General features: G+C 50.7%; 19 protein-coding genes. 11 read left to right on the top strand and 8 right to left on the bottom strand.

What is annotated here, in order from left to right; genetic code table 11:
- Positions 1-22: 22 nt before the first annotated feature.
- From KK083_RS23965 to bglX, 4 genes are all read left to right on the top strand, one after another.
- Positions 23-1,510 carry a RagB/SusD family nutrient uptake outer membrane protein gene (locus KK083_RS23965; RefSeq protein WP_254168241.1) on the top strand — a complete coding sequence of 496 codons (1,488 nt, stop codon included), beginning with the start codon at positions 23-25 and terminating at the stop codon, positions 1,508-1,510.
- Between the two features lie 45 nt (positions 1,511-1,555).
- The gene (locus tag KK083_RS23960) at positions 1,556-2,851 is read left to right on the top strand and encodes an Ig-like domain-containing protein (RefSeq protein WP_254168240.1); all 1,296 of its coding nucleotides are present in this window, start codon (positions 1,556-1,558) and stop codon (positions 2,849-2,851) included.
- A gap of 93 nt (positions 2,852-2,944) precedes the next feature.
- The gene (locus KK083_RS23955; RefSeq protein ID WP_254168239.1) at positions 2,945-4,945 is read left to right on the top strand and encodes a glucoamylase family protein; all 2,001 of its coding nucleotides are present in this window, start codon (positions 2,945-2,947) and stop codon (positions 4,943-4,945) included.
- A gap of 27 nt (positions 4,946-4,972) precedes the next feature.
- A complete protein-coding gene (gene bglX / locus KK083_RS23950) occupies positions 4,973-7,276 on the top strand; it encodes a beta-glucosidase BglX (RefSeq protein ID WP_254168237.1) in 2,304 nt (767 codons plus the stop codon).
- Positions 7,277-7,329: 53 nt separating this feature from the next.
- Here the strand turns inward: bglX and KK083_RS23945 are convergent, their stop codons facing one another.
- Both KK083_RS23945 and KK083_RS23940 read right to left on the bottom strand, forming a co-directional pair.
- Positions 7,330-7,626, bottom strand: coding sequence for a hypothetical protein (locus KK083_RS23945; protein ID WP_254168235.1), 297 nt, complete (start codon positions 7,624-7,626; stop codon positions 7,330-7,332).
- Between the two features lie 147 nt (positions 7,627-7,773).
- Positions 7,774-8,772, bottom strand: a complete 999-nt coding sequence (locus tag KK083_RS23940) for an SRPBCC family protein (RefSeq protein ID WP_254168234.1) — start codon at positions 8,770-8,772, stop codon at positions 7,774-7,776.
- Positions 8,773-8,890: 118 nt separating this feature from the next.
- Between KK083_RS23940 and KK083_RS23935 the strand changes: the two genes are divergently transcribed.
- Both KK083_RS23935 and KK083_RS23930 read left to right on the top strand, forming a co-directional pair.
- Complete coding sequence (locus KK083_RS23935) at positions 8,891-9,361, top strand: DUF4199 domain-containing protein (RefSeq protein ID WP_254168233.1); 471 nt, start codon at positions 8,891-8,893, stop codon at positions 9,359-9,361.
- Positions 9,362-9,547: 186 nt separating this feature from the next.
- Entirely contained in the window at positions 9,548-10,009 is a 462-nt protein-coding gene (locus KK083_RS23930; protein WP_254168232.1) for a DUF4199 domain-containing protein, read from the top strand.
- Positions 10,010-10,065: 56 nt separating this feature from the next.
- On the opposite strand, the gene KK083_RS23925 is transcribed toward KK083_RS23930, so the two are convergent.
- Both KK083_RS23925 and KK083_RS23920 read right to left on the bottom strand, forming a co-directional pair.
- The gene (locus KK083_RS23925; protein ID WP_254168231.1) at positions 10,066-11,025 is read right to left on the bottom strand and encodes a nitrilase family protein; all 960 of its coding nucleotides are present in this window, start codon (positions 11,023-11,025) and stop codon (positions 10,066-10,068) included.
- A 130-nt stretch (positions 11,026-11,155) separates the two neighbouring features.
- Positions 11,156-12,457, bottom strand: a complete 1,302-nt coding sequence (locus tag KK083_RS23920) for an alpha-L-fucosidase (protein ID WP_254168230.1) — start codon at positions 12,455-12,457, stop codon at positions 11,156-11,158.
- Between the two features lie 262 nt (positions 12,458-12,719).
- On the opposite strand from KK083_RS23920, the gene KK083_RS23915 reads away from it, so the two are divergent.
- From KK083_RS23915 to KK083_RS23905, 3 genes are all read left to right on the top strand, one after another.
- On the top strand, positions 12,720-14,021 hold the full coding sequence (locus KK083_RS23915; RefSeq protein WP_254168229.1) for an aminopeptidase P family protein: 1,302 nt from the start codon (positions 12,720-12,722) through the stop codon (positions 14,019-14,021).
- Complete coding sequence (locus KK083_RS23910; protein WP_254168227.1) at positions 14,018-14,824, top strand: DUF4198 domain-containing protein; 807 nt, start codon at positions 14,018-14,020, stop codon at positions 14,822-14,824. The genes KK083_RS23915 and KK083_RS23910 overlap by 4 nt, the downstream gene beginning before the upstream one ends.
- Positions 14,825-14,967: 143 nt before the next feature.
- A complete protein-coding gene (locus KK083_RS23905; RefSeq protein WP_254168225.1) occupies positions 14,968-15,381 on the top strand; it encodes a RidA family protein in 414 nt (137 codons plus the stop codon).
- A gap of 7 nt (positions 15,382-15,388) precedes the next feature.
- Here the strand turns inward: KK083_RS23905 and KK083_RS23900 are convergent, their stop codons facing one another.
- Together KK083_RS23900 and KK083_RS23895 are read right to left on the bottom strand one after the other, a co-directional pair.
- Positions 15,389-15,715 carry a HesB/IscA family protein gene (locus KK083_RS23900; protein WP_254168223.1) on the bottom strand — a complete coding sequence of 109 codons (327 nt, stop codon included), beginning with the start codon at positions 15,713-15,715 and terminating at the stop codon, positions 15,389-15,391.
- A gap of 19 nt (positions 15,716-15,734) precedes the next feature.
- Positions 15,735-16,145 (bottom strand): hypothetical protein, encoded by a 411-nt coding sequence (locus tag KK083_RS23895; protein WP_254168221.1) that lies wholly within the window; start codon positions 16,143-16,145, stop codon positions 15,735-15,737.
- A gap of 78 nt (positions 16,146-16,223) precedes the next feature.
- Between KK083_RS23895 and mce the strand changes: the two genes are divergently transcribed.
- Complete coding sequence (gene mce / locus KK083_RS23890; protein ID WP_254168219.1) at positions 16,224-16,640, top strand: methylmalonyl-CoA epimerase; 417 nt, start codon at positions 16,224-16,226, stop codon at positions 16,638-16,640.
- On the opposite strand, the gene KK083_RS23885 is transcribed toward mce, so the two are convergent.
- Positions 16,618-16,779 carry a hypothetical protein gene (locus tag KK083_RS23885; RefSeq protein ID WP_254168217.1) on the bottom strand — a complete coding sequence of 54 codons (162 nt, stop codon included), beginning with the start codon at positions 16,777-16,779 and terminating at the stop codon, positions 16,618-16,620. The two genes, mce and KK083_RS23885, sit on opposite strands and share 23 nt — an antisense overlap.
- Before the next feature lie 137 nt (positions 16,780-16,916).
- Between KK083_RS23885 and thiL the strand changes: the two genes are divergently transcribed.
- Positions 16,917-17,954: a thiamine-phosphate kinase gene (gene thiL / locus KK083_RS23880; protein ID WP_254168215.1), complete on the top strand. Its 1,038-nt coding sequence runs from the start codon at positions 16,917-16,919 to the stop codon at positions 17,952-17,954.
- Between the two features lie 137 nt (positions 17,955-18,091).
- On the opposite strand, the gene KK083_RS23875 is transcribed toward thiL, so the two are convergent.
- Complete coding sequence (locus KK083_RS23875; protein WP_254168213.1) at positions 18,092-21,316, bottom strand: ligand-binding sensor domain-containing protein; 3,225 nt, start codon at positions 21,314-21,316, stop codon at positions 18,092-18,094.

Genomic DNA, 21,316 nt, shown 5'->3' with positions numbered 1-21,316 from the left:
GGAAATGAAAAAGTATAACACAATGAAATCGATAACAGCTTTTACGCTTGCTTTTTTATGGATCATTGTTGCAGGGTGTAGCGATTTTCTCGAAAAACCCCTGCAAGGCAAGCTCACGCAGGAGAGCTTTCCCGTGACGGCCAGTGATGCTTTGCTGGCAACCAATGGCGTGTACAATATCATGCGCACCAATGCCTTTCACCAGGGTCTCTTTCCTATTCTGGATATCATGTCAGACGACGCACGGAAGGGAAGCAATCCTGACGACGGAGCCGCCGATGTGGGGCCTTACGACAGGTTCCGGCATATCCCTACAGAAGGAAATGTGAGCCGCTGGTGGAGCACGCTCTATGAAGGTGTGAAACGCGCCAATGTGGTGATTGAAAAAGTACCTCTGATCTCCATGGATGCAACGCTTAAAGCCAGGTATATCGGAGAAGCGAAGTTCCTGCGGGCGTTGTTTTATTTCGATATGGTGAGAGCGTGGGGAGGTGTTCCGCTCGTCACTACAACAACACCTTCCACTACACTGACACGGGCGTCGGTGCAGGAAGTTTACGAGCTGATCAGGGCAGACCTGCTTTCGGCGATCGAATCGTTGCCTGAAAAATCCGAATATGCCCCCGGTGACCTTGGCCGGGCTTCCAAAGGTGCGGCCAAAAGCCTTTTGGGAAAGGTCTACTTGTTTCAGGGTGACACACAAAATGCTGAAAAGTATCTGATGGAGGTGATCAGCTCGACACAGTACTCGCTGATGCCCAATTTTGCCGACGCCAACAGTGAAGCAGGTGTACACGGCGCCGAATCGATCTTCGAAATAGGCGCTCTTCCGTACGAACAAATAGAGAACGGAGGAAACCAGTATGCCAACGTGCAGGGTGTACGCGGAACGCCCAACAGGGGCTGGGGCTTCAACAGGCCGTCGCTCGACCTGCAACGTTCCTTTGAACCCGGCGACCCCCGCCTCGAAGCAACCGTTATTTTCCTGGGAGAAGTCATAGACGACATCGCCATTGTCGGCGACGGTCAGACGCCCGATGAAACAAAAGATGCGCAGGGAAACCTTATCGAGATAGAATGCTATAACCAGAAAGTGTGGACAAAAGGGACCAATGTTCCGACACAGTTTGCCCATAACCGGCGCCTCATCCGGTATGCCGATGTGCTGTTGATGGCTGCGGAGGTTCTCAATAAGAATAATAAACCGGTACAGGCATTGGAATACCTGAACGATGTGCGTGAGCGCGCGCGGGCAGGAAATCCCGCGGCACTGCCTGATATCGTTACAACAGACAAGACCGCGCTTGACGAAATAATTTTCAACGAACGCAGGCATGAGCTGGCCATGGAAGGACATCGTTTCTGGGATCTTGTTCGCACCAACCGTGCAGCAACGGTGCTCGGACCGCTTGGATTCATCGCCGGAAAACACGAGCTGCTTCCCATACCTCAGATCGAGGTTGACCTCACACAAAAACGGATTGCACAAAACCCCAACTGGGATCAATAATAGTAGCAATAAAATAGACAGAATCGTTTAACCCTTAATTTAAGTATGAACATGAAAAAATTGAATTTTATCCTTAACACGTTGCTGGCAGTGGCATTACTCGCTACTGTTTCGCTGATGACGGTGAGTTGCGATGATGACGAGCCCCCTGCTTTGACCCTTACTTCACTGACAGCAGGCACTACTGATCTGAACGGCGCCACAAGCGCAACAGGAGTACCGGTAGCTTCGCCGATCACCGCGACGTTCTCAACAGGCGTTGATGCTTCCAGCACAGGTTCTATTACGTTAACCCGTCAATACGACAATGCCGTTGTTCCTACTACCATTACTGTAGATGGCGCAACTGTTACCATAGATCCCAATGACAACTTCGGCACCGGAACACTCTACATTCTGAAGTTCGATGCGGGTCTGAAGAGCACAGGCGGTAAAACACTCAAGGAAGCAATTGAAAGGAACTTCACATCAGAAGGTACCTTTGCACCTCCTGGTGCCATAGCGCAGTGGACCTTTGAAGACAACGCCAACGACGTGGTTGGCAATTATGACCCCACAGCCAATCAGATCGTAGCCATTACATACGGTGCGTCGCACAATGCTGCTTCGGGCAAAGCCGCTGTATTTAACGGAACCACCAGTATCATCGAGGTCTCCAATGGCGACAACCTGATGAAGACCAGCGACTTCACAATGAGCTTCTGGGCAAAACCGACACCGCATACCGATAACCCTGACAAAGGACATTTCGTGATGGGATTGGGAGCGTTCTATGGTTTCCAATTCGAGATCCTGGGCGGATACGCTGGCTGGAAGATGCCTGTAGGTTATACGTATAATAACAACGGAACAGTGGGATGGGCAGCAGAAGACAACGAATTCAAAGGTGATGGCAAGAACAAGGACAACGGCGGATGGAAAGGTTTCCTTTTCACCAAAGACCTCACAGCCACCGGCGGACCGGCCACCATGCTGAAGGATAAATGGGTCAACATTGTTTTCGTGTACAACGGCACAACCAAGCACGGCTACTATTACGCCAATGGTGAGTTGATGCGCGAGTTCGATTTCAACCTGTGGACCAACGACCAGGGCGTAAAAGATAACAAAGCTTATGTTACCGGATTGAAGTACAATGGTGTAGCACCCGATGTAGTGAACGAGCTTGCCTTTGGTTTTGTACAATCGCGCGCGGGCACCATGTGGGATGCAGAGCCATGGGGTGGTTATGACCTGGCCAGCGCGAACCATTTCAAAGGTTCTCTTGATGATGTTATCGTGTGGCACAGACCGCTGACTGCCGCCGAGATCACCCTGATGTACAACTCAGGAAAACCTTAAGCCGGTCAAAAGGATCTTAGTTAGTTAATTTTGTTTTTGGAAGGTTTCCGGGAGAACCTGGAAACCTTCTCTTTCTATTGGCTGCGGATACCCATGATAACACAATTAAAAAATTATGCAGTTGCTTTTCTGCTCGCCTGCCTGGCCCTCGGCGCATGCGATAATGAACCGGATGAGCCTGCAGCCGGAAAGCTTCAGCTTACCACCATTCGCGTAGGAACTTACGCCCTCGATCTGACCGATCCATCGAAGAATACAGCAGCGCCCACAGACAAACCTATCTTTATTCTTTTCAGCGATGTGCTTGATGTTACCAAAGCTGCTCAGGCGGTTCAGTTGAAAGTTAAAAGCACAGGCGAAGTTGTTGCGCTGACCTTTTCTTTTCAGGATAGCGATAAAACCATTGTGGCGCAGCCTGGCGCAGAACTGAAGGCCAATGAAACGTACGTGCTGTCCATTTCAAAAGAGCTCAAAGGCGCAGGCAAAGAAACATTTCCAGACTTCACCACCGAATTCTACACCGTGCCAGGTGTTCTTGAGATCAAGTCGCTGACGATAGCAGGCACTCCGGCGCTGAATTCAGCGCTCATCGCTGACGTTTCGCTGGAAAACACCAAAATTGAGATAACCTTTTCAGAACCTGTTGCGCCGGCAACCATCATTTCGCAGAACGTGTATGTGAACGGAGCGAATGGTGTAGTACCGTCTTCGCTGGTGTTATCAGAACAAAATTCGAAGCTCACCATCACACTGACGCAGAAGCTCAGGGATCTTTCGCAATACCTGCTGGTGATGTCTGGCGAAGTGAAAGGCGCAAACAGTGAAGCGCTTACACACTATACCCGGAAGTTCTACACAGCGCAGGACCCAACGCCTGATTTTCCTGTGATATCAGACGAAGCGCTGCTGACGTTGGTTCAGCAACAAACCTTTAAATATTTCTGGGATTTTGCCCATCCCGCCAGTGGTATGGCTCGTGAGCGGAATACATCCGGCGATCTCGTTACCAGTGGCGGCTCGGGCTTTGGCATCCTGGCCATTATCGTGGGCATCGAAAGAAATTTCATCACACGCCAGCAAGGCCTTGAGCGCCTTGATAAGATACTCGATTTCCTGGAGACGGCCGACAGGTTTCATGGCGCATGGTCGCACTGGATCAACGGCAACACCGGTGACGTCATTCCCTTCGGCACCAATGACAACGGCGGAGACCTGGTGGAAACTTCTTTCCTGATGGAAGGGCTTATCACATTTCGCCAATACCTGAATGGAGCAGACGCCGCTGAGCAGGCATTGATCGACAGGATCAACGCGCTGTGGCAGACCGTTGAATGGGACTGGTATACCCGCGGAGGACAGGATGTATTGTACTGGCACTGGTCGCCGGACAAGCAGTGGATCATGAATCACCAGATCAGGGGATACAACGAATGCCTCATCACGTATTTCCTGGCTGCAGCTTCTCCTACACATACTATCAATGCTTCCGTATACCACAAAGGCTGGGCGAACAATGGTTTGATCAAAAACGGAAAGAAATTTTATGACATCACGTTGCCGCTGGGCAGTGATTATGGCGGCCCCTTGTTCTTTACACACTACTCTTTTCTGGGGCTCGATCCGCGCAACCTCAGCGACACCTACGCCAATTACTGGACGCAGAATGTCAATCACACACTGATCAATTATACGTATTGTGTGGCCAACCCGAAGAAGTTCGCGGGGTACAGTGACGAGAGCTGGGGACTCACGGCCAGTGACAACCCATCAGGGTACGACGCGCATTCGCCCACCAACGACCTGGGCGTGATCACGCCAACGGCCGCGCTATCGTCGTTTCCCTATTCACCGGAGCAGTCTATGAAAGCGCTCAAATTCTTTTACTACAAGCTGGGCGACCGTCTCTGGGGACCGTACGGTTTTTACGACGCCTATAATATTACCCAGGGCTGGACAGCCAATTCATACCTCGCGATTGACCAGGGACCTATCGTTGTAATGATGGAGAATCACCGCACCGGTCTGCTGTGGAACCTGTTTATGTCGGCACCTGAAGTGCAGGTGGCGATGGATAAGCTGGGATTTCAAAATTGATTGTAACAAACATTCAAGAATCAGAATATGCTTAAAACAATAAGATATGTAACGATCTGCCTGATGGTGGTTTTCTCTTTTGCGGTCGAGGCCCAGGAAAGGAAGATCACATCGACGATGAACACGCCAGACATGGACAAGTTCATCACCAACCTGATGAGCAAAATGACCCTGGAAGAAAAGATCGGCCAGCTCAATCTTGTCTCCGTAGGTTTTGATGTAACCGGACCCATTGTAAGTGAGAACGTGGAGGAGAAGATCAAGAAAGGATTGGTAGGCGGTGTGTTCAATACGTTTACACCCGTGGCCGTGCGCAAGCTTCAGGAGATGGCTGTGCAGAACACAAGGCTGAAGATCCCCCTTCTTTTCGGGTACGATGTTATTCACGGTCACCGCACCATTTTTCCCATACCCCTGGGGTTATCTGCCAGCTGGGATCTTGCCACCATTGAAAAAAGCGCGCGCATTGCAGCAGACGAGGCCAGTGCCGATGGACTCAACTGGGTATTTTCACCCATGGTAGACATTGCCCGTGATCCACGCTGGGGCCGCATTGCAGAAGGTGCCGGTGAAGATACCTGGTACGGATCGCGTGTAGCCGAAGCGATGGTGCGGGGCTACCAGGGTGGCGACCTTGCCCTGAACAACACCGTGATGGCGTGTGTAAAACATTTTGCCTTATATGGGGGAGCCCTGGCAGGCAGGGATTACAATCCTGTAGACATGAGCGAAAGATCCATGTTGCAGGATTACCTGCCTCCGTACAGGGCTGCCGTGGATGCCGGTGTGGCCACCGTGATGACGTCGTTCAACGATATCAACGGTATCCCTGCTGCCGCCAACTCATGGCTGATCAATGACCTGCTGCGCAAGCAATGGGGCTTCAGGGGTATGGTGGTGTCGGATTACACATCCCTGACCGAGCTGGTGGCCCATGGCGTGAGCGCCAATGAATATGAAGCTGCCGCCGATGCCTTAAAAGCCGGCAACGATATGGACATGGTGGGTGAAGTGTACCTCAATAACCTGGGCAAGCTCACACAGGATAAAAAAATTGTGGTGACGCAGATCGATGCGGCGTGCCGGCGTATCCTGGAGGCCAAATACAAGCTGGGCCTCTTTGACGACCCCTACCGTTATGCCGATGAGCAGCGCGCCAAACAAACGCTGATGAAGAACGAATACCGGGAGGCGGCGCGCGACGTTGCCCGCAAAAGTATTGTGCTGCTGAAGAATAACAATAACGCGCTGCCCCTGAAGCCTGGCGCCTCCGTTGCGCTGGTAGGACCACTGGCCAGAAGTCAGCGTGATATGATCGGCAACTGGAGCGGTGCCGGCGACTGGCAACAGGCCGTGAGTGTTGACCAGGGACTGAAAAATAGCCAAGGCCACCTGCAGATCAACTATGCCAAGGGTGCCAACATTACAGACGACCCCGTGCTCATTCAAAGATTGAACACCCATGGCGGCAATCTGGAGATCGATCAGCGGTCTTCCGAAGCCATGATCAGCGAAGCGGTTGAAGCGGCCAAAAAATCTGATGTGGTGATCGCGGTGGTGGGAGAGTCGCAGGGCATGACAGGTGAAGCCTCCAGCCGCGCCGATATTTCGCTGCCCGGAAAACAGCTCGACCTTCTCAAGGCATTGAAGAATACCGGCAAGCCGCTGGTGATCGTGCTGATGAACGGCAGGCCATTGACCCTTCCGTGGGAGCAGGCCAACGCAGACGCTATTGTTGAAACATGGTTTTTAGGAACCGAAGCGGGCAACGCCATAGCCGATGTGTTATTGGGTACCTACAATCCCTCAGGTAAGCTCACGGCTACTTTCCCGCAGCATGTGGGTCAGGTGCCGTTATTTTATAATCACAAGACCACGGGCCGTCCCTATGGCGGAGAGATGCTCGATAAGTACAAGTCGCGGTACCTGGATGTGAGCAACGATCCGTTGTACCCCTTCGGCCATGGGTTGAGCTACACCACCTTCAGCTACGGAGACGTGAAACTCAGCAAAAATGAGATCACCACACAAGATAAGCTTACGGTAACGTGCCAGGTGAAAAACACAGGCACGCGCGCAGGAGAAGAAGTAGTGCAGCTGTACGTGCAGGATGTGGTAGGCAGTGTGACACGCCCAGTAAAAGAGCTGAAGGGATTTCAGAAGATCATGCTTCAACCCGGAGAATCGAAAGAGGTGACTTTCACATTGACGCAACAGGATCTTTCGTTCTACAGGCGCGACATGACGTTTGGAACAGAGCCTGGTAAATTCAATGTGTTCATCGGCGGAAATTCAAAAGACGGGCAGCGCGCCTCGTTTGAGCTGAAGTAGTCGATCAACCCCAACCCTAACCCTTTGAGGGTTTTAAACCCCTCAAAGGGTTGTTATTCCCTTCGCTTCAGCAGATCGCGGGAGATATCTTCCCACTCTTTTTCCAGGGTGCTGCCGGGCATCGATCTTCCGGCGCGGTGATACCAGTACGAGGCATTTCCTGTATCGCCTTCTTTGCGATGAAGGTAAGCGTGGATCCAGGAACCTTCAGGGGAATGGATATCCTGTGCAATGTTGTGGGATGTTTCCCAGTCGCCCTTGCCATCATACCAGAGCGCTTTCAGCAAGGCGCTGATGCCAGACGGAGGCTGCGGAGCGGAGAGGGAGGATTTGAATTCTTCTAGAGTCATTAGAATGAAAGTCGATAGTCCATGGTCCATAGCATCATAGTGGACCTTTAACCGTTTGTGTTCTGAGACAAAGTGATCATTGAGGCGGAACTTTGCCGATTCACAACACTAACCATGGACTATCGACCATGGACCATGGACAATTTTTTAATTCTTCACAGGATAATAAACTTCCGTGATCCATTTGGCGGTATCTTTTTCAACGCCGGGATCGGTTACATAAACTTCCCAGGGCGCGCCGTTGGATTGAAGCTTTTTGAATTCCATGAACTTGGCGATTTCGTTGTGCGTGGCTTCGAGCTTCTCGTAAGCGCCTTTGTGGATGGCCTTCACAGCGTTGCCACCTTCGTTTGTCATCACCGCGTATTTGGAAGGCAGCTTGGCATTGGCCGCTACCGGCAGCGCGCAAACCATATCCATCGATGTTTCGCTGTAGCTGGGATACAGGGCGAACGGTGCGCCGGCCAGCTCCACTTTTGATTTCTTGAGCGCTGTGAACAGTTCGCCGTACATTCTCGACATCTCTTTGCTGATGGCCTGCATATCCTGTGGGTTCATGGTGTGCTTCAGGCCCACGTAGGTAACGGGAGCAACCTTCTCTTGTGTGATGGCAACAGAGAACCTCGGTTTGCCTTCGGCCAGTTCTTTGATCTTGTTGAGGTTATGCTCAAAGGCTTTGTTCATCTCGGGGCGCATGAACACACCCATCCAGCGCACCAGCGGATTCATGCCAAAATCGGAAGAGAAGCTCATGGTCACTTTTGTGGCTTCGCCTTCGGGCTCAAAGTCATACCACGCTTTGGCGGTACCCTGTTCCATAAAGTCGAGGTCGGCCTTGATCGCCTTGAAAGGAGTGCTTTCGGTGATGGTGAGTTTGCCATTTCCCATATCCTGGCTGGCCCAGGTATAAAATGCGCCTGCGCCTGCTGTTTTCTCTCCATAGTTGATCGTCATGGTAGTGTCAAGCGTGTTCCAGTACGACCAGCGGTTCCAGTTCTCCAGGCCGTTCACTTCTTCAAATGAATACTCGGCCGGCGCGTTCACCGTAATGCTGCGCGAGATCTCCATCTTTCCGGGAAGAAGGAAACCAACAATGACTAACAGAACGATCAGTCCCAGTAGTCCCAGTAAAATTTTTTTGATCATAGAAAATAAGGTTAGGGGAGGTGTAAAGAGTTAATATAATGAAAATATAGCGCTTCGAAAACGTTGTAAATCTATTAAAAAATCAAAAAATTAGGGTGTACCCTAACCTTTAAATCCTATGAGTTTCTTTAACAATCCTAATCGTATTCCTGAAAGTTATGGCCTGCGTATTGGAGTAGGTCTCACGGTGTATTTTCTGGTCATGCACTTTACGGGACTGTCACACCACGTTGAGTTGCGCTTGCTGAACCTGCTGATCCTTGTGGCTGGTGTGTACTTCGCCCTGAAGAAATTCAAGGAAACCCACGGCTCCAATCTCAATTATTTCAGAGCGCTGATCACCGGCGTCGCAACAGGCGCGATCGGCTCCGTGATCTTTGCCGTATTTCTTTTCATGTACATGAAGCTGGATCCGGCCCTGATGGACTCCATCGTTAAAAATGAGCCCATGGGTCGTTACCTGAATCCTTACATCGCTTCCTTCATCGTAGCACTCGAAGGACTGTTCTCCGGCCTGCTCGTTACGTTCATCCTGATCAACTACGTTCACACGGATGAAGTGAATGTACCGATCGATCAGAAAAGTTGACAATTGACAAACCCGATAGTCATCGGGCGCAATTGACAACGGATTGGGCCTGGGCATCCAGGCGGCTGCTTCGAATCGGAGCACGTAAGTTGAAGCAACCGTACACGTTGTCAATTGTGTATTTGTCAACTGTCAATTATTTCCCTGCGGCACAGTTTTTTTGAATCATTCTCAAAAGGAGTGGTTATGAAAAATCTGAATCTTTGGAACAGACCTGATCGCATACCTGAAATTTATGGGACGCTGATCGCATTGGGACTGATCGTATATTTCTTTGTCATGTATGCGCTCGGTTTAGTGCACATCATTGAGCTGAGGCTGCTGAATTTGTTCATTATGCTGGGCGGCATTTATTCTGCCATGAAGCAATACAAACGCACGCATGCCGGGCACCTGAATTATTTCCGCGGCCTGAGCATTGGTGTGGCCACGTCTGTGATCGGGGCTTCAACATTTGCTGCTTTCCTGCTGCTGTATCTCAAGGCGGATCAGAACCTGATGGCCTCTATCATTGAAAGAGAACCCATGGGGCGTTTCCTCAATGAATACATTGCCGCCGCCGCAGTAACACTGGAAGGAACATTCTCGGGCATGACGATCACGTACCTGTTGCTCAATTACGTCGAGACCGACAAAGCAACCATGTAGTGGTTATCGGTATTCGGTAACCGGTCTTTACGGAACTGCTGAATACCAAACACTGATTACTGATCACCGGTTTCTTTCATCCAAACAACCTTTTGTTCCGGATGGTGGGCCTGACTTAGGATCGTTCCGTACAAGTCAGGCCTTCTTGCTTTTTTATAACGATAACCTCCGCTCAGCTGAAGTTTCTCGTACGTGAGTGTTGCCACGGCAAACTCATCACCCAGCTTTCTGCATTCTGCCACGATATCACCGAACGGGTCCAGGATCATGGCGCAGCCGTTCTTGAGCTGGTCGTCGTCCATCCCGATAGGGTTTGAAAAAACTACATACACCCCGTTGTCGTAGGCGCGGGCCGGCAGCCATTTCATGAGCCACGCGCGGCCTTTCAGTCCATCGAATTCGGCCCGGAGCGATGTGGGGTCTGCTTCGCGGTTATGCCACAGCTGCGGATCTACAAATCCGGCCCCCGGCCGTGTTGAAGGCGTGCACATGGTGACGTGCGGCATGAAGATGATCTCTGCGCCCAGCAATGCCGTGGCACGCACGTTCTCAATCACATTGTTGTCGTAGCAGATCAGGATGCCACATTTCCATCCCATGATCTCGAATACGGTATACCGATCGCCCGGTATGAGGTGAGGATTGATGAAAGGATGAAGCTTGCGGTGTTTGGCCACCAACCCGTTACGGTCTACACAGACGTACGCTTTGAAAAGATTGTCCGCCGCGTCTTTTTCGAACAAACCTGCCAGCACAACGATGTTATGCGCTGCGGCGATCTGCTGAAGCCTCCGGATGCTTTCGCCGCCCGGGATCACTTCGGCAAGGTCAAGCATTTGTTCTTTTGAAAGATGCCGGGCAAAAGTATAACCCGTAATGGAACATTCGTGGAAAGCAATGGCATGCGATCCCTGCCGGGCTGCGGCTTGGGCCATCGCCTCGATCACGCCCAGGTTATACGTTTTGTCGCCACTGCGGTTCTCGAACTGGGCGGTGGCTATTTTGATTGGGTTCATCAATGTGAGTTTAAGCCGATGGGAGAAGTACGAGGTACGAAATACGAAGTACGAAATACGAAGTACGATGAATGCAGACTGGGCTATCGTACTTCGTACCTCGTATCTCGTACTTTTACACTACAACTGATTATTTCAATTCCAACTCAATCACAGTATCCACCTCATCAAGCTTCTCTTTCGGTATGCTCAGCGTGATGCCATACTGGTTCTCCAAAAACTTCACCGGTGTTTTGTCTGCGAAAAGTGTTGCCGACTTGATCTTCTTACCCCATGACGGAATAAGCAACGAGGCATCATACCATTTCAGGATATGAACATACACCTTGTTTTCCTTCTGTGTGGTAACACCCCAGTCGCGCGCTGTGAGCGGGCCACCACGGGTGCCATAGAGGGTCTCGCCGTATTGTTTCAGCCAGTCGCCCATTTGTTTGAGCAGCTCGATGTGCTCAGGCTGGATCTTGCCATTGGGCATGGGGCCTACATTCAATAGAAAATTGGCGTCATAGCCAGCAGCCTTCACCAGGTACTGGATGAGCTCCTTGCGGCTTTTGTGCCGGTCGTCCTTCAGGTTGAATCCCCAGGACTGATTGATGGTCTCGCAGGTTTCGCGGGGCAGCATGCCGATCTTCTGCTCGGGTGAGAAACCGGTGGTGTTGTGGCCCGGCAGGTCTTTTTCAAACATCTGAAAATCTTCTCCTTCGTAGGGCGCGCGGTGATGATTGCTGCCCACCAACGCTCCCGGTTGAAGTTGGTGAATAAGCTTGTAGGTCTTTTCGAGCCGCCAGTCAGCATCCTTTTTATCCCACATGCCATCGAACCAGATGCCTGCCACATCGCCGTAGCCGGTCAGGAGCTCCGTTAGCTGGGCGTCCATGTAATCGAGGTATTTGTTCATATCGCCGCGGTCAGGACGGCCCGTATAATTGCCACCGGTGTTGCCACGGGGAAAATAATCGGGATGACGCCAATCGAGCTGTGAATGATAGAAGAACAGCTTGATGTCTTCTTTGCGGCATTCGTCGGCTAGCATTTTCAGAACGTCTTTCCCGTAAGGTGTGCGTTTCACGATGTTATAGTCAGACACTTTGCTGTCCCACATGGCGAAACCATCGTGGTGTTTGCTGGTGATGGTAATGTATTTCATGCCGGCGTCCTTGGCCATCTTTACCCAGGCCTTCGCGTCGAACTCGGTAGGGTTGAAAAAAGCGGGGAGCTTCTCGTAAGTTTTGATGGGGATCTGCTGCTGGTGCATCACCCACTCGCCATCGCCCAGCACGCTGTACACGCCCCAGTGGATGAACAGTCCGAATTTAGCCTGCTGAAACCATTCGCGGTTCTTCAGGTTTTCAGGTGATGGTTCGTACTTCCACTGTGCGTAAGCTCCGTGAAGCAAAAAAAGAAGCAGTGTAACAAGTAAGAGTTTTCTCATGGTTTGATCGATTAGAAGAGTTAAAGATAACCAGCGCGTTGTATTTTCGAAAACGTGGCTTGGGCTCCGAAATTTTGTCACAAAGGCCCTCCTTCGCTATCGCTGCGGCGGGCGCGCACAAAGCACACAGTAGCAGAAAGAATGCAAATGAAGCAGGACACACTGTAAGCACTTCTTCGTGGCGGGATTCTTGATTTCAACGATCGGCCGGGTTTGTTTGATTACAGGCGAAATCACTTAATTTAGGGACTTTAAACACCTTATGCGCTACCAGAAGATCAACCAGCGGCTTTTCACCAATAACCGTAAGAACCTTGTTAAAAAACTGAAAGGCAATGCCGTGGTGGTGGTCAATGCCAACGATATCATGCCCACCAACTCGGACGGCACCATGCGTTTCCGCCAGAACAGCGACCTCTTTTATCTCACGGGTGTAGACCAGGAAGAGACCGTGCTGGTGCTTTGTCCCGATTTTCCCGATGAAAAATACCGCGAGGTTCTTTTCCTCCGAGAGACCAGCGAGCTCATCGCCACCTGGGAAGGCCACAAGCTCACCAAAGAAGAAGCGCGCGAGCTGACGGGCATCGAGACCGTGTTGTGGACCACCGAATTTCCGAAGCTGTTCAACACCATGATGGTGATGGGCGATGTGGAGCGCGTTTACCTGAATACAAACGATCACTACCGGGCAGAGATCGCCGTAGACAGCCGCGATAACCGTTTCATCAAATGGTGTCAGCAAAAGTATCCGCTGCATAAGTATGAGCGGCTGGCGCCCATCATGCATGCGCTGCGCTCCGTCAAGTCTGACGAGGAGATCAAGCTGATGCAGCAAGCGTGCAACATCACGGAACAGGCTTTCAGGCGTGTGCTGAAATTTGTGAAACCCGGTGTGATGGAGTACGAGATCGAAGCGGAATACATTCACGAGTTTTTGCGCAACGGTTCCCGCGGATTTGCCTACGAACCCATCATTGCTTCGGGGGCCAACTCCTGCGTGCTGCATTATATCGAGAATAACAAACCCTGTAAAGATGGTGACGTATTGCTGCTGGATGTAGGCGCCGAATATGCCAACTACAACGCAGACCTCACGCGCACCATCCCGGTAAACGGCAAGTTCACCAAACGCCAGAAAGAAGTTTATGAGGCGGTGCTCAGGGTGAAACGTGCGGCCACAAAGATGCTGAAGCCCGGTGTTGTTTACTTTGAATATCACAAGGAAGTGCAGAAGATCATGGAGAGCGAGCTCGTGGGCCTGAAGCTGATCGATCGCAAAGACATCAAGAACCAGCCCAAAGAGAAACCGCTTTTCACAAAATACTTCATGCATGGCACAGGGCACCAGCTCGGGCTCGATGTTCATGATGTCGGTAACATGTATCACAAGATGCAGGTGGGGCAGGTATGGACCGTGGAGCCCGGCATCTACATCAAAGAAGAAGGCCTGGGTGTGAGGATCGAGAACAACGTGGTCATCCGCAAGAACGGTGTGCTCGACCTGATGAAAAATATACCGGTAGAGGCCGAAGAGATAGAAGACCTGATGAATGAAAGATCATGAAACTGATGAATAAAAAACTGGTGAGCTTTGCAACGCTGCTGGCCTGCAGCTTTTTGGCACAGGCGAGTGAGTTCTGGCTTCAGCCACTGAAATTCGTTCACAGGCCGGGAGAAGATCTGGTGGTGAACTTCAAAGTAGGCGAGGGCTTTGTGGGTGAACCGTGGACCGTGAAGAAAGATAGACTTGAACGCCTCGAGCTGCATCAGAAGAATACCCTGAAAGACCTGAAAGGTCAGGTTGTGGAAGGAGATAAAGACAACCTTAAAACGCCGCTGACAGCAGAAGGCACTTACCTGCTGGCGATGCAGAGCACTAACGCTTCTTCTGAAATGGAAGCCGAAAAATTCAACGCCTACCTGAAAGACAACGGACTGGACGAAGCCTATGGTCAGCGCCGCAAGACAAACACGATGGCTAAGAACGGAACGGAGCTGTATGCCAGGTATAGCAAGCTCCTGGTGCAGGCAGGGGAAAAAACAGACGCCACCTTCAGGAAGGAGGTGGGATTTCCGGTGGAGATCGTTCCGGAGCAAAACCCTTATACGCTGAAGGTAGGCGACCCGGTGAAGTTCAGGATCCTGTATATGGGCAAGCCGGTGTTCGGGGCGAAAGTAAAAGTCCTGAATTTTAACAACAACCGCACCACCGCACAGAACATCTTCAGCCAGCAAGACGGCACCATCGAAACGCACATCAGCAATCCCGGGAGGTGGATGGTAAGTTTTGTGAAAATGGTACCATCAAAAGATCCGAAAGCAGACTGGCAGAGCTACTGGGCGACCCTGGTGTTTGGGATAAAATAGTCCACGGTCCACAGACGACAGTCCACAGCAGTTAACCCCTAGATGACAGTCTTTGTATCATTCACGTACGGCCGTGGTCTGTGGACCGTCGACCGTGGATTCTACCGGAGCGAAAAAGTAAAATTGACAACAACATCAAATACATGAACGATAAAATCCATTCTAATCAGGCTCCGGAACCCGTAGGCCTCTATCCCCATGCCCGGAAGGTGGGCAACCTGCTTTTTCTTTCCGGTGTGGGGCCGCGCAAAAGAGGCTCGAAAGAGATTCCAGGCGTCACGTTGGATGCTGCGGGAAACATTGTCAGCTACGACATCGAGCTGCAGTGCCATAGCGTGTTTCAGAATGTGCGGTATGTGCTGGAAGCATCAGGCTCACGTTGGGAGAACCTGGTGGATGTAACGGTATTTCTCACCAACATGAAAAAAGACTTTGCGATTTATAACAAAGTCTACGCAGAATATTTCAAGGATAACCAGCCGTGCCGTACAACGGTAGAGATCACGGCGCTACCCACGCCTATAGCGATAGAGTTGAAGTGTATTGCTACGGTGTAGGCTTATGCTACACTGAAAAGCTTTCGCCGCAGCCACAAGTGCGGGAAGCATTGGGGTTGATGAACTGGAAACCTTTTCCGTTCAGGCCATCGGTGAAGTCGAGTGTGGTACCGAGCAGGTAGAGCAGGCTCTTTTTATCGACGAGGATCTTGATGCCCTTGTCTTCGAACACCTGGTCTGCAGCGTTCACTTTATCGTCGAAACCGAGATCGTACATCAGGCCTGAGCAGCCACCACCTTTTACAGAAACACGAATATTGTGAGCGGGTGAATGTCCTTCTTCCTGTCTCAGGGACATGATTCTGTCTTTGGCTTTATCGGTTACGTTGATCATTTTTTCAAACGGTTAAAATCTATGATATCGGGTTGAGCACAACGCTGAATACAGTGATGGTATTCATGTCGCGGCCATAGTATAATTTCTGCAGCGCATCCATGATGTTGCTGGCCTTGAAATAGGAGGTGTGCAGCTCCTTTCCACCTTTGGCCACCCACTGTATCGTGTAAGAGCTTTCCTTCTCTTTGTAGTTCTGAACGTAATTCAGCATTTTTTTCAGAACGTCGATCTTGTCAAAACCTACTTCGCTGTGAAAAAGAAATGCCTGGTTGTGCCGCGGGTTGATGGTGATCAGGTCGAGCCTGGTCTTACCCTCCGAAGATGTGTATTCAAACACCATGTCGGATGTGCGCAACCCCAGGTAATCTTTGATCTCCTGCTGAATACGGGCTGCTTCAACGTGCATTTCACTTAGGGTTTCGATCATGATCGGGAAAGTTTCACTGCCTAAAAACTTTTGATTTCGGCAAAAAGTTTCTTCTTTGGCTTACAAAGTTAAGCAATTATGGAAAAATTGGAACATATCGGCATTGCGGTCAAAAATATAGAAACAGCCAACAAATTGTTCGCTTCATTGCTGGGGCGCGATCACTATAAGATCGAGGAAGTGGCCTCTGAAGGCGTAAGAACCGCATTTTTTGAAGTTGGAGGTGTCAAGATCGAGCTGCTGGAAGCCACCCGTGAAGATTCACCCATTGCCAAATTCATCGAGAAAAAAGGGGAGGGAATTCACCACCTGGCTTTTGAGGTGTCAGACATCCGTAAACGTTTGCCAGAATATGAAGCGAAAGGATTTACACCACTGAGTACAGAGCCAAAAAAAGGTGCAGACAACAAAATGATTTGTTTCCTGCACCCAAAATCGACACGAGGAGTTTTAATAGAGCTTTGCGAAGAGATCAGAACTTCTTCTTCATTGTAGCGGCACTTTTTCCACCAAACTGGATCTCGTTATAATATTTCTGTTTTCTCTTCCCTTCTTTGGTCTTGTAGTAGGATTTTGGTCCACAAGCACCGACAAGAACCGAGACTGCGAGCAGAAGACCAATGGCCTTTTTCATATTGTTGTTAGGTTGGTTATTAAGTAACATAGATACGGGTATATCATTAGAGGTGTATGGTCAATTGGGCCGGAATCTTACTTTTGCAGGATAAATAGCCGCTTAAAGCGCTCAAAAGCCGGTTACTATTCAAAAATATGAGTGAAAAACGCATCGAAATAAGCCAATTAGGCGAATTTGGCCTGATTGACCGCATCAACCGCCAATTTACGTTAAAAAATGAATCGTCGCTAAAAGGTATTGGCGACGACGCGGCCGTGATCCAGGCCTCCGGGGATGAGTGTATGCTCGTTTCGACAGATATGCTGGTTGAAGGCATCCATTTCGATCTCTCTTATGTGCCCATTCAGCACCTCGGTTACAAAGCGGTGGCTGTGAATGTTTCAGATATCGCCGCCATGAACGGGAAAGCCGAACAGATCACGGTAAGCATCGCGTTAAGCAACAGATTTTCAGTGGAGGCGGTGGATGCGTTGTACCAGGGAATCAAAACTGCCTGTGAGAATTATAACGTGGACCTGGTGGGAGGTGACACCACATCCTCCGCAGCAGGGCTGGTGATCTCCATTACCGTTCTCGGCCGCGCTCCAAAATCGAAGATCGTGTACCGGAAAGGAGCCCAGGTGAATGACATTATTTGCGTTACCGGTGATCTGGGGGCAGCCTTTATGGGACTGCAGGTGCTGGAACGTGAGAAGCAGGTGTTTATGGCCGATCCTGGCATGCAGCCAAGCCTCGAAAAATATGAGTACATGGTCGGCCGCCAGCTGAAACCCGAGGCACGCACCGACATTGTTTTCGACCTTGAAGAAGCAGGTGTAAAACCTACTTCCATGATCGATGTTTCAGACGGGCTGGTCTCCGAGCTTTTTCACCTCTCGCGCCATTCGGAAGTAGGCATCCGCATCTATGAAGACAAGGTGCCGATCGATCACATGACATTTGAGACCGCCGTTGAGTTCAAGCTCGACCCCATCACCTGTGCCCTCAACGGAGGCGAAGACTATGAGCTGTTGTTCACCATACGCCAGGAAGACCAGGAAAAGATCAAGAAACATCCTGACATACACATGATCGGCTATGTGCATGACCGCAAGAATGAGCGGGTGATGATCACCAAGCAGGGCAATACAGTTCCGCTTCGTGCGCAAGGATGGGACCACTTCACGGAGTAGTTTAGTTGGACAGCCTTCGTTAAGGCCGCGACGTGCAAGGAAGTAGGTGAGAAGGTACGAGGTACGAAGGACGAGGTACGGAAAACCTCCGATCGAGCGTCTCGTACTTCGTATCTCGTACTTCGTACCTATGCAAGTTAGGCGTGAGAAGAAACCGGCTGGTGGACACTGAGTGGCAGCAGTACCGTGAACGTAGTGCCTACATGCTCGATGCTGGTGATGTGAAGCTCTCCTTTATTCAGCTCGATAAATTGTTTGCACAGCAGCAGTCCAAGCCCTGTTCCTTTTTCATTGGAGGTTCCTTTTTTCAACATGGGCTGATCGGCCGATAATATTTTTTTCAAATACTCAGGGCTCATGCCGATGCCCTTGTCCACCACGTTGATCTCTACAAAGTCATCCCTGCGTTTACAGGTGATGGTTACCGGGTTACCTTCAGAGGTGAACTTGAGCGCGTTAGACACCAGGTTTCGCAACGATACATAGATCATGTTCTCATCGCCGTGCAGCATAATGTCTTCATGGCACGAGATGCTGAGCGGTATTCGTTTCTTGTCGGCAGTGAGCTGGTACAGTCCGCGCAGTTTTTCAAACAGGTGGTGCAGGGCAAAAGTGCTGGGCGTATATTGAATGGTGCCCATCTGCGACAACGACCAGAACAAGGTGTTATCGATCAGGTCGAGGGAGTTGGTGACGGAGTACCGGATGCTGACGGCGTGTTTTTTCAGATCTTCCACCGGGATCTCGTGCGCATGGTCGATGAGGTATCCTAAAAAACCTTTCAGCGTGGTGAGCGGCGAACGCAGGTCGTGTGACAGAATGGAGAAGATGAGGTCCTTCTTCTGGTTCAGGATCTGCAGCTCCTCCCGCGACTTCTCGATCTCGGACGTTCTCATCTTCAGCAGCTCTTCGAGGCGTTGCCGGTCGTATTGTGCTTTTCTTACATAACTTCTGATAATGGTCATCACCAGGAAAGCCACCACGCATACTGAAAGCAGGATGAACCACCACGCCCGCCAGTAAGGAGCGGCGATGATGATAGGCAGGCTCACGATATGCTCCCGTCCGTTGATGCCGGCGGTTTTCAGCTTAAAGTTGTAAACACCGGGCTGGAGGTTGGCATACGTGACGTTATTTTCATTCGACACTTCCTTCCACTCCTTTTCGAAACTTTCGAGCTTGTAGAACAACGTATACCTCTTGGGTTGTTTATAATGCGGAATAAAAAAATGGATGCTGACGAAGTTCTGCTCGAAGTCAAGGATGAGCTTGTCGGGGATCTCGGTGATCCTTGACACTACCGGGTCTTTTGCCAAAGGGTTTTGTACCGATACACTGAGGATCTCCGGAACCACATTCTCCTGCTCTATTTCGATCTCGCCGGGATTAAAAATGTTGATGCCATTGATGCCGCCAAAGATGAGCTGGCCGGTACGGGTCTTCGCATAGGCAAGGCGGTTGAATTCTTCTTCCTGCAGGCCTTCGCTGATGGAAAACGAAACGAATCGTTCTGTGCGCGGGTCGAACCTCACCAGCCCATTGTTGGTACTGAGCCAGAGGTTGCCCTGGTCGTCAGGCAACGTGGCGTATACCGTATTGCTGGGCAGGCCGGTCCGGTTATAGAATTTTTTCGGAGGCGGGATGGCGTCGATGTTCGAGATGTCCACTTCCCAGAAGCCGGCGTTGAAAGTGCCTACGTACAATTTGTTGCCCACCTGCTGAATGGAAAGCACCAGCAGCAGCGATCCGTTGGCAATAGAGGGAAGATCCCGGAAAGGCATAAAACGGAATTTTCGCGCAGCGCTGTTATATACCGAAATGCCTTTGCCCGATCCTGCCCAGAGCCGTTGCTCGTCATCCAGATACAGGGTGGTGAGGTTCACAGCCTGTGGGTCGCCGGCATTGCCGAAGCTTTCCGTTTTACCGGTGGCGAGATCATGGATGAAAACACTTCCGCTGTGAATGAAATACAAATTGTTCTGATGCCGTATGATCTGCCGTACGTTTTTGCCTTTGGTTTCAGACCACAGCGGTTCGAAAGGTGAGAATTTTTTTGTCTTGCGATCGTACTGCAGCAGCCCCCGCGGTGTGCCCACCAGCATGATGCGGTCATTGAAGGAGGTGATGTACAGGGGAACGTGCAGACTGGAATCGCCACCGGGGCTTACCTTGATGGGTGTTGTCGTTTCGTTTTCGAGGTCGATCACGTTGATATAACCGCCGTCGGTGCCCGTCCAGATCTTGCCGTCATTGTCTTCGTATACACCCCTCACCATATTGTCAGTGAGCGAGATCCTGTTCAGCGGATTGTGGTAGATGTGCCTGAACTTCACCTGCTTGCGGTCATACTTGTTCACATCGCCGGTAGCGCCGATCCAGATGATGCCATCGCGGTCTTCGAGGATGCTGAAACAATTGTCGCTGGAGATGGATTTCACCGAAAAAGGATTTTTTCGGAGCAACAGCGTACGGTCCTGCTCCATGCTGTAAACCACGAGGCCACTTGCCTTGGTGAGGATCCAGATGAGTCCGTCGCGGTCTTGCGTGATGCCCGAGATCTTGCTGAAGAAAGGTGACTCAGATGAGGGAAAGTGTTTGACGAATTTTCTTCCCGCAAGGTCATACACCAGCACACCCTGTTTTTCAGTGCCGACCCACAACTGCTTTTGGCGATCGATGAACACGCTGGTAGGGAACGTGTGCTGGGGCAGGTCCTTTCCAGGCCAGTCGAGGTCGATCACATCGTTCACCACACCTTGCTCTAACGCCATCACTTTTTTCTGGACGCCAACATACAGTGTGGGCCCATGAGCGACGATGGAGATGGGATGCGGATACTGGCTTTGCGGACCCGGCACCTTCTTCAGCGTGTCGCGTTCGATGTGGAATAGTCCTGAAGTAAACGAAGCTGCCCAGATCTTTCCATCGGAAGTCTGCGCGATGTGGTTGATGATGGGAGGTTCTGTCTGCGAGGGAAGGAGAGCAAGCTGATCGGACTGGTAATCATAAGTTACAATGCCGTACCGCCGTGTTCCCAGCAGAAGCCTGCAGGAAATTTTATCGTAGAAGAGATACAGAATATCCTGCGGATCGAGTATGGCGCCGTTGTTACCGATCTCCTTGTATTGACGGAATTTGAATCCATCGTAACGGTAAAGGCCGTCGCCTGCCAGCCAGATCAGCCCCAGGTCGTCCTGGATGATGTTGGTGACCTGTGATGAGCGGATGGTGCCCGGAATGCTGACGCGTTCAAAGGCGATATCTTTGGGAAGCGACTGACTGCTTACCGGCAGACTGATTAAAAAACAGGCGGAAAGAATGATCAGACATAAAAACAACCGCATGTTTGCCTGTTCGATCAT

The sequence above is a fragment of the Chryseosolibacter histidinae genome (assembly GCF_018598225.1).
In the GTDB taxonomy this organism is placed as follows: domain Bacteria; phylum Bacteroidota; class Bacteroidia; order Cytophagales; family Cyclobacteriaceae; genus Chryseosolibacter; species Chryseosolibacter histidini.
Note: the sequence above shows the minus strand (reverse complement) of the source record. Positions and strands in the feature narration are given on the sequence as shown.

What these genes read in the sequence shown, in the direction of transcription:
- KK083_RS23965 (WP_254168241.1), top strand. Translation starts at nt 23, where the DNA reads ATGAAATCGATAACAGCTTTTACGCTTGCTTTTTTATGGATCATTGTT.
- KK083_RS23960 (WP_254168240.1), top strand. Translation starts at nt 1,556, where the DNA reads ATGAACATGAAAAAATTGAATTTTATCCTTAACACGTTGCTGGCAGTG.
- KK083_RS23955 (WP_254168239.1), top strand. Translation starts at nt 2,945, where the DNA reads ATGATAACACAATTAAAAAATTATGCAGTTGCTTTTCTGCTCGCCTGC.
- bglX (WP_254168237.1), top strand. Translation starts at nt 4,973, where the DNA reads ATGCTTAAAACAATAAGATATGTAACGATCTGCCTGATGGTGGTTTTC.
- KK083_RS23945 (WP_254168235.1), bottom strand. Translation starts at nt 7,626, where the DNA reads ATGACTCTAGAAGAATTCAAATCCTCCCTCTCCGCTCCGCAGCCTCCG.
- KK083_RS23940 (WP_254168234.1), bottom strand. Translation starts at nt 8,772, where the DNA reads ATGATCAAAAAAATTTTACTGGGACTACTGGGACTGATCGTTCTGTTA.
- KK083_RS23935 (WP_254168233.1), top strand. Translation starts at nt 8,891, where the DNA reads ATGAGTTTCTTTAACAATCCTAATCGTATTCCTGAAAGTTATGGCCTG.
- KK083_RS23930 (WP_254168232.1), top strand. Translation starts at nt 9,548, where the DNA reads ATGAAAAATCTGAATCTTTGGAACAGACCTGATCGCATACCTGAAATT.
- KK083_RS23925 (WP_254168231.1), bottom strand. Translation starts at nt 11,025, where the DNA reads ATGAACCCAATCAAAATAGCCACCGCCCAGTTCGAGAACCGCAGTGGC.
- KK083_RS23920 (WP_254168230.1), bottom strand. Translation starts at nt 12,457, where the DNA reads ATGAGAAAACTCTTACTTGTTACACTGCTTCTTTTTTTGCTTCACGGA.
- KK083_RS23915 (WP_254168229.1), top strand. Translation starts at nt 12,720, where the DNA reads ATGCGCTACCAGAAGATCAACCAGCGGCTTTTCACCAATAACCGTAAG.
- KK083_RS23910 (WP_254168227.1), top strand. Translation starts at nt 14,018, where the DNA reads ATGAAACTGATGAATAAAAAACTGGTGAGCTTTGCAACGCTGCTGGCC.
- KK083_RS23905 (WP_254168225.1), top strand. Translation starts at nt 14,968, where the DNA reads ATGAACGATAAAATCCATTCTAATCAGGCTCCGGAACCCGTAGGCCTC.
- KK083_RS23900 (WP_254168223.1), bottom strand. Translation starts at nt 15,715, where the DNA reads ATGATCAACGTAACCGATAAAGCCAAAGACAGAATCATGTCCCTGAGA.
- KK083_RS23895 (WP_254168221.1), bottom strand. Translation starts at nt 16,145, where the DNA reads ATGATCGAAACCCTAAGTGAAATGCACGTTGAAGCAGCCCGTATTCAG.
- mce (WP_254168219.1), top strand. Translation starts at nt 16,224, where the DNA reads ATGGAAAAATTGGAACATATCGGCATTGCGGTCAAAAATATAGAAACA.
- KK083_RS23885 (WP_254168217.1), bottom strand. Translation starts at nt 16,779, where the DNA reads ATGAAAAAGGCCATTGGTCTTCTGCTCGCAGTCTCGGTTCTTGTCGGT.
- thiL (WP_254168215.1), top strand. Translation starts at nt 16,917, where the DNA reads ATGAGTGAAAAACGCATCGAAATAAGCCAATTAGGCGAATTTGGCCTG.
- KK083_RS23875 (WP_254168213.1), bottom strand. Translation starts at nt 21,316, where the DNA reads ATGATCGAACAGGCAAACATGCGGTTGTTTTTATGTCTGATCATTCTT.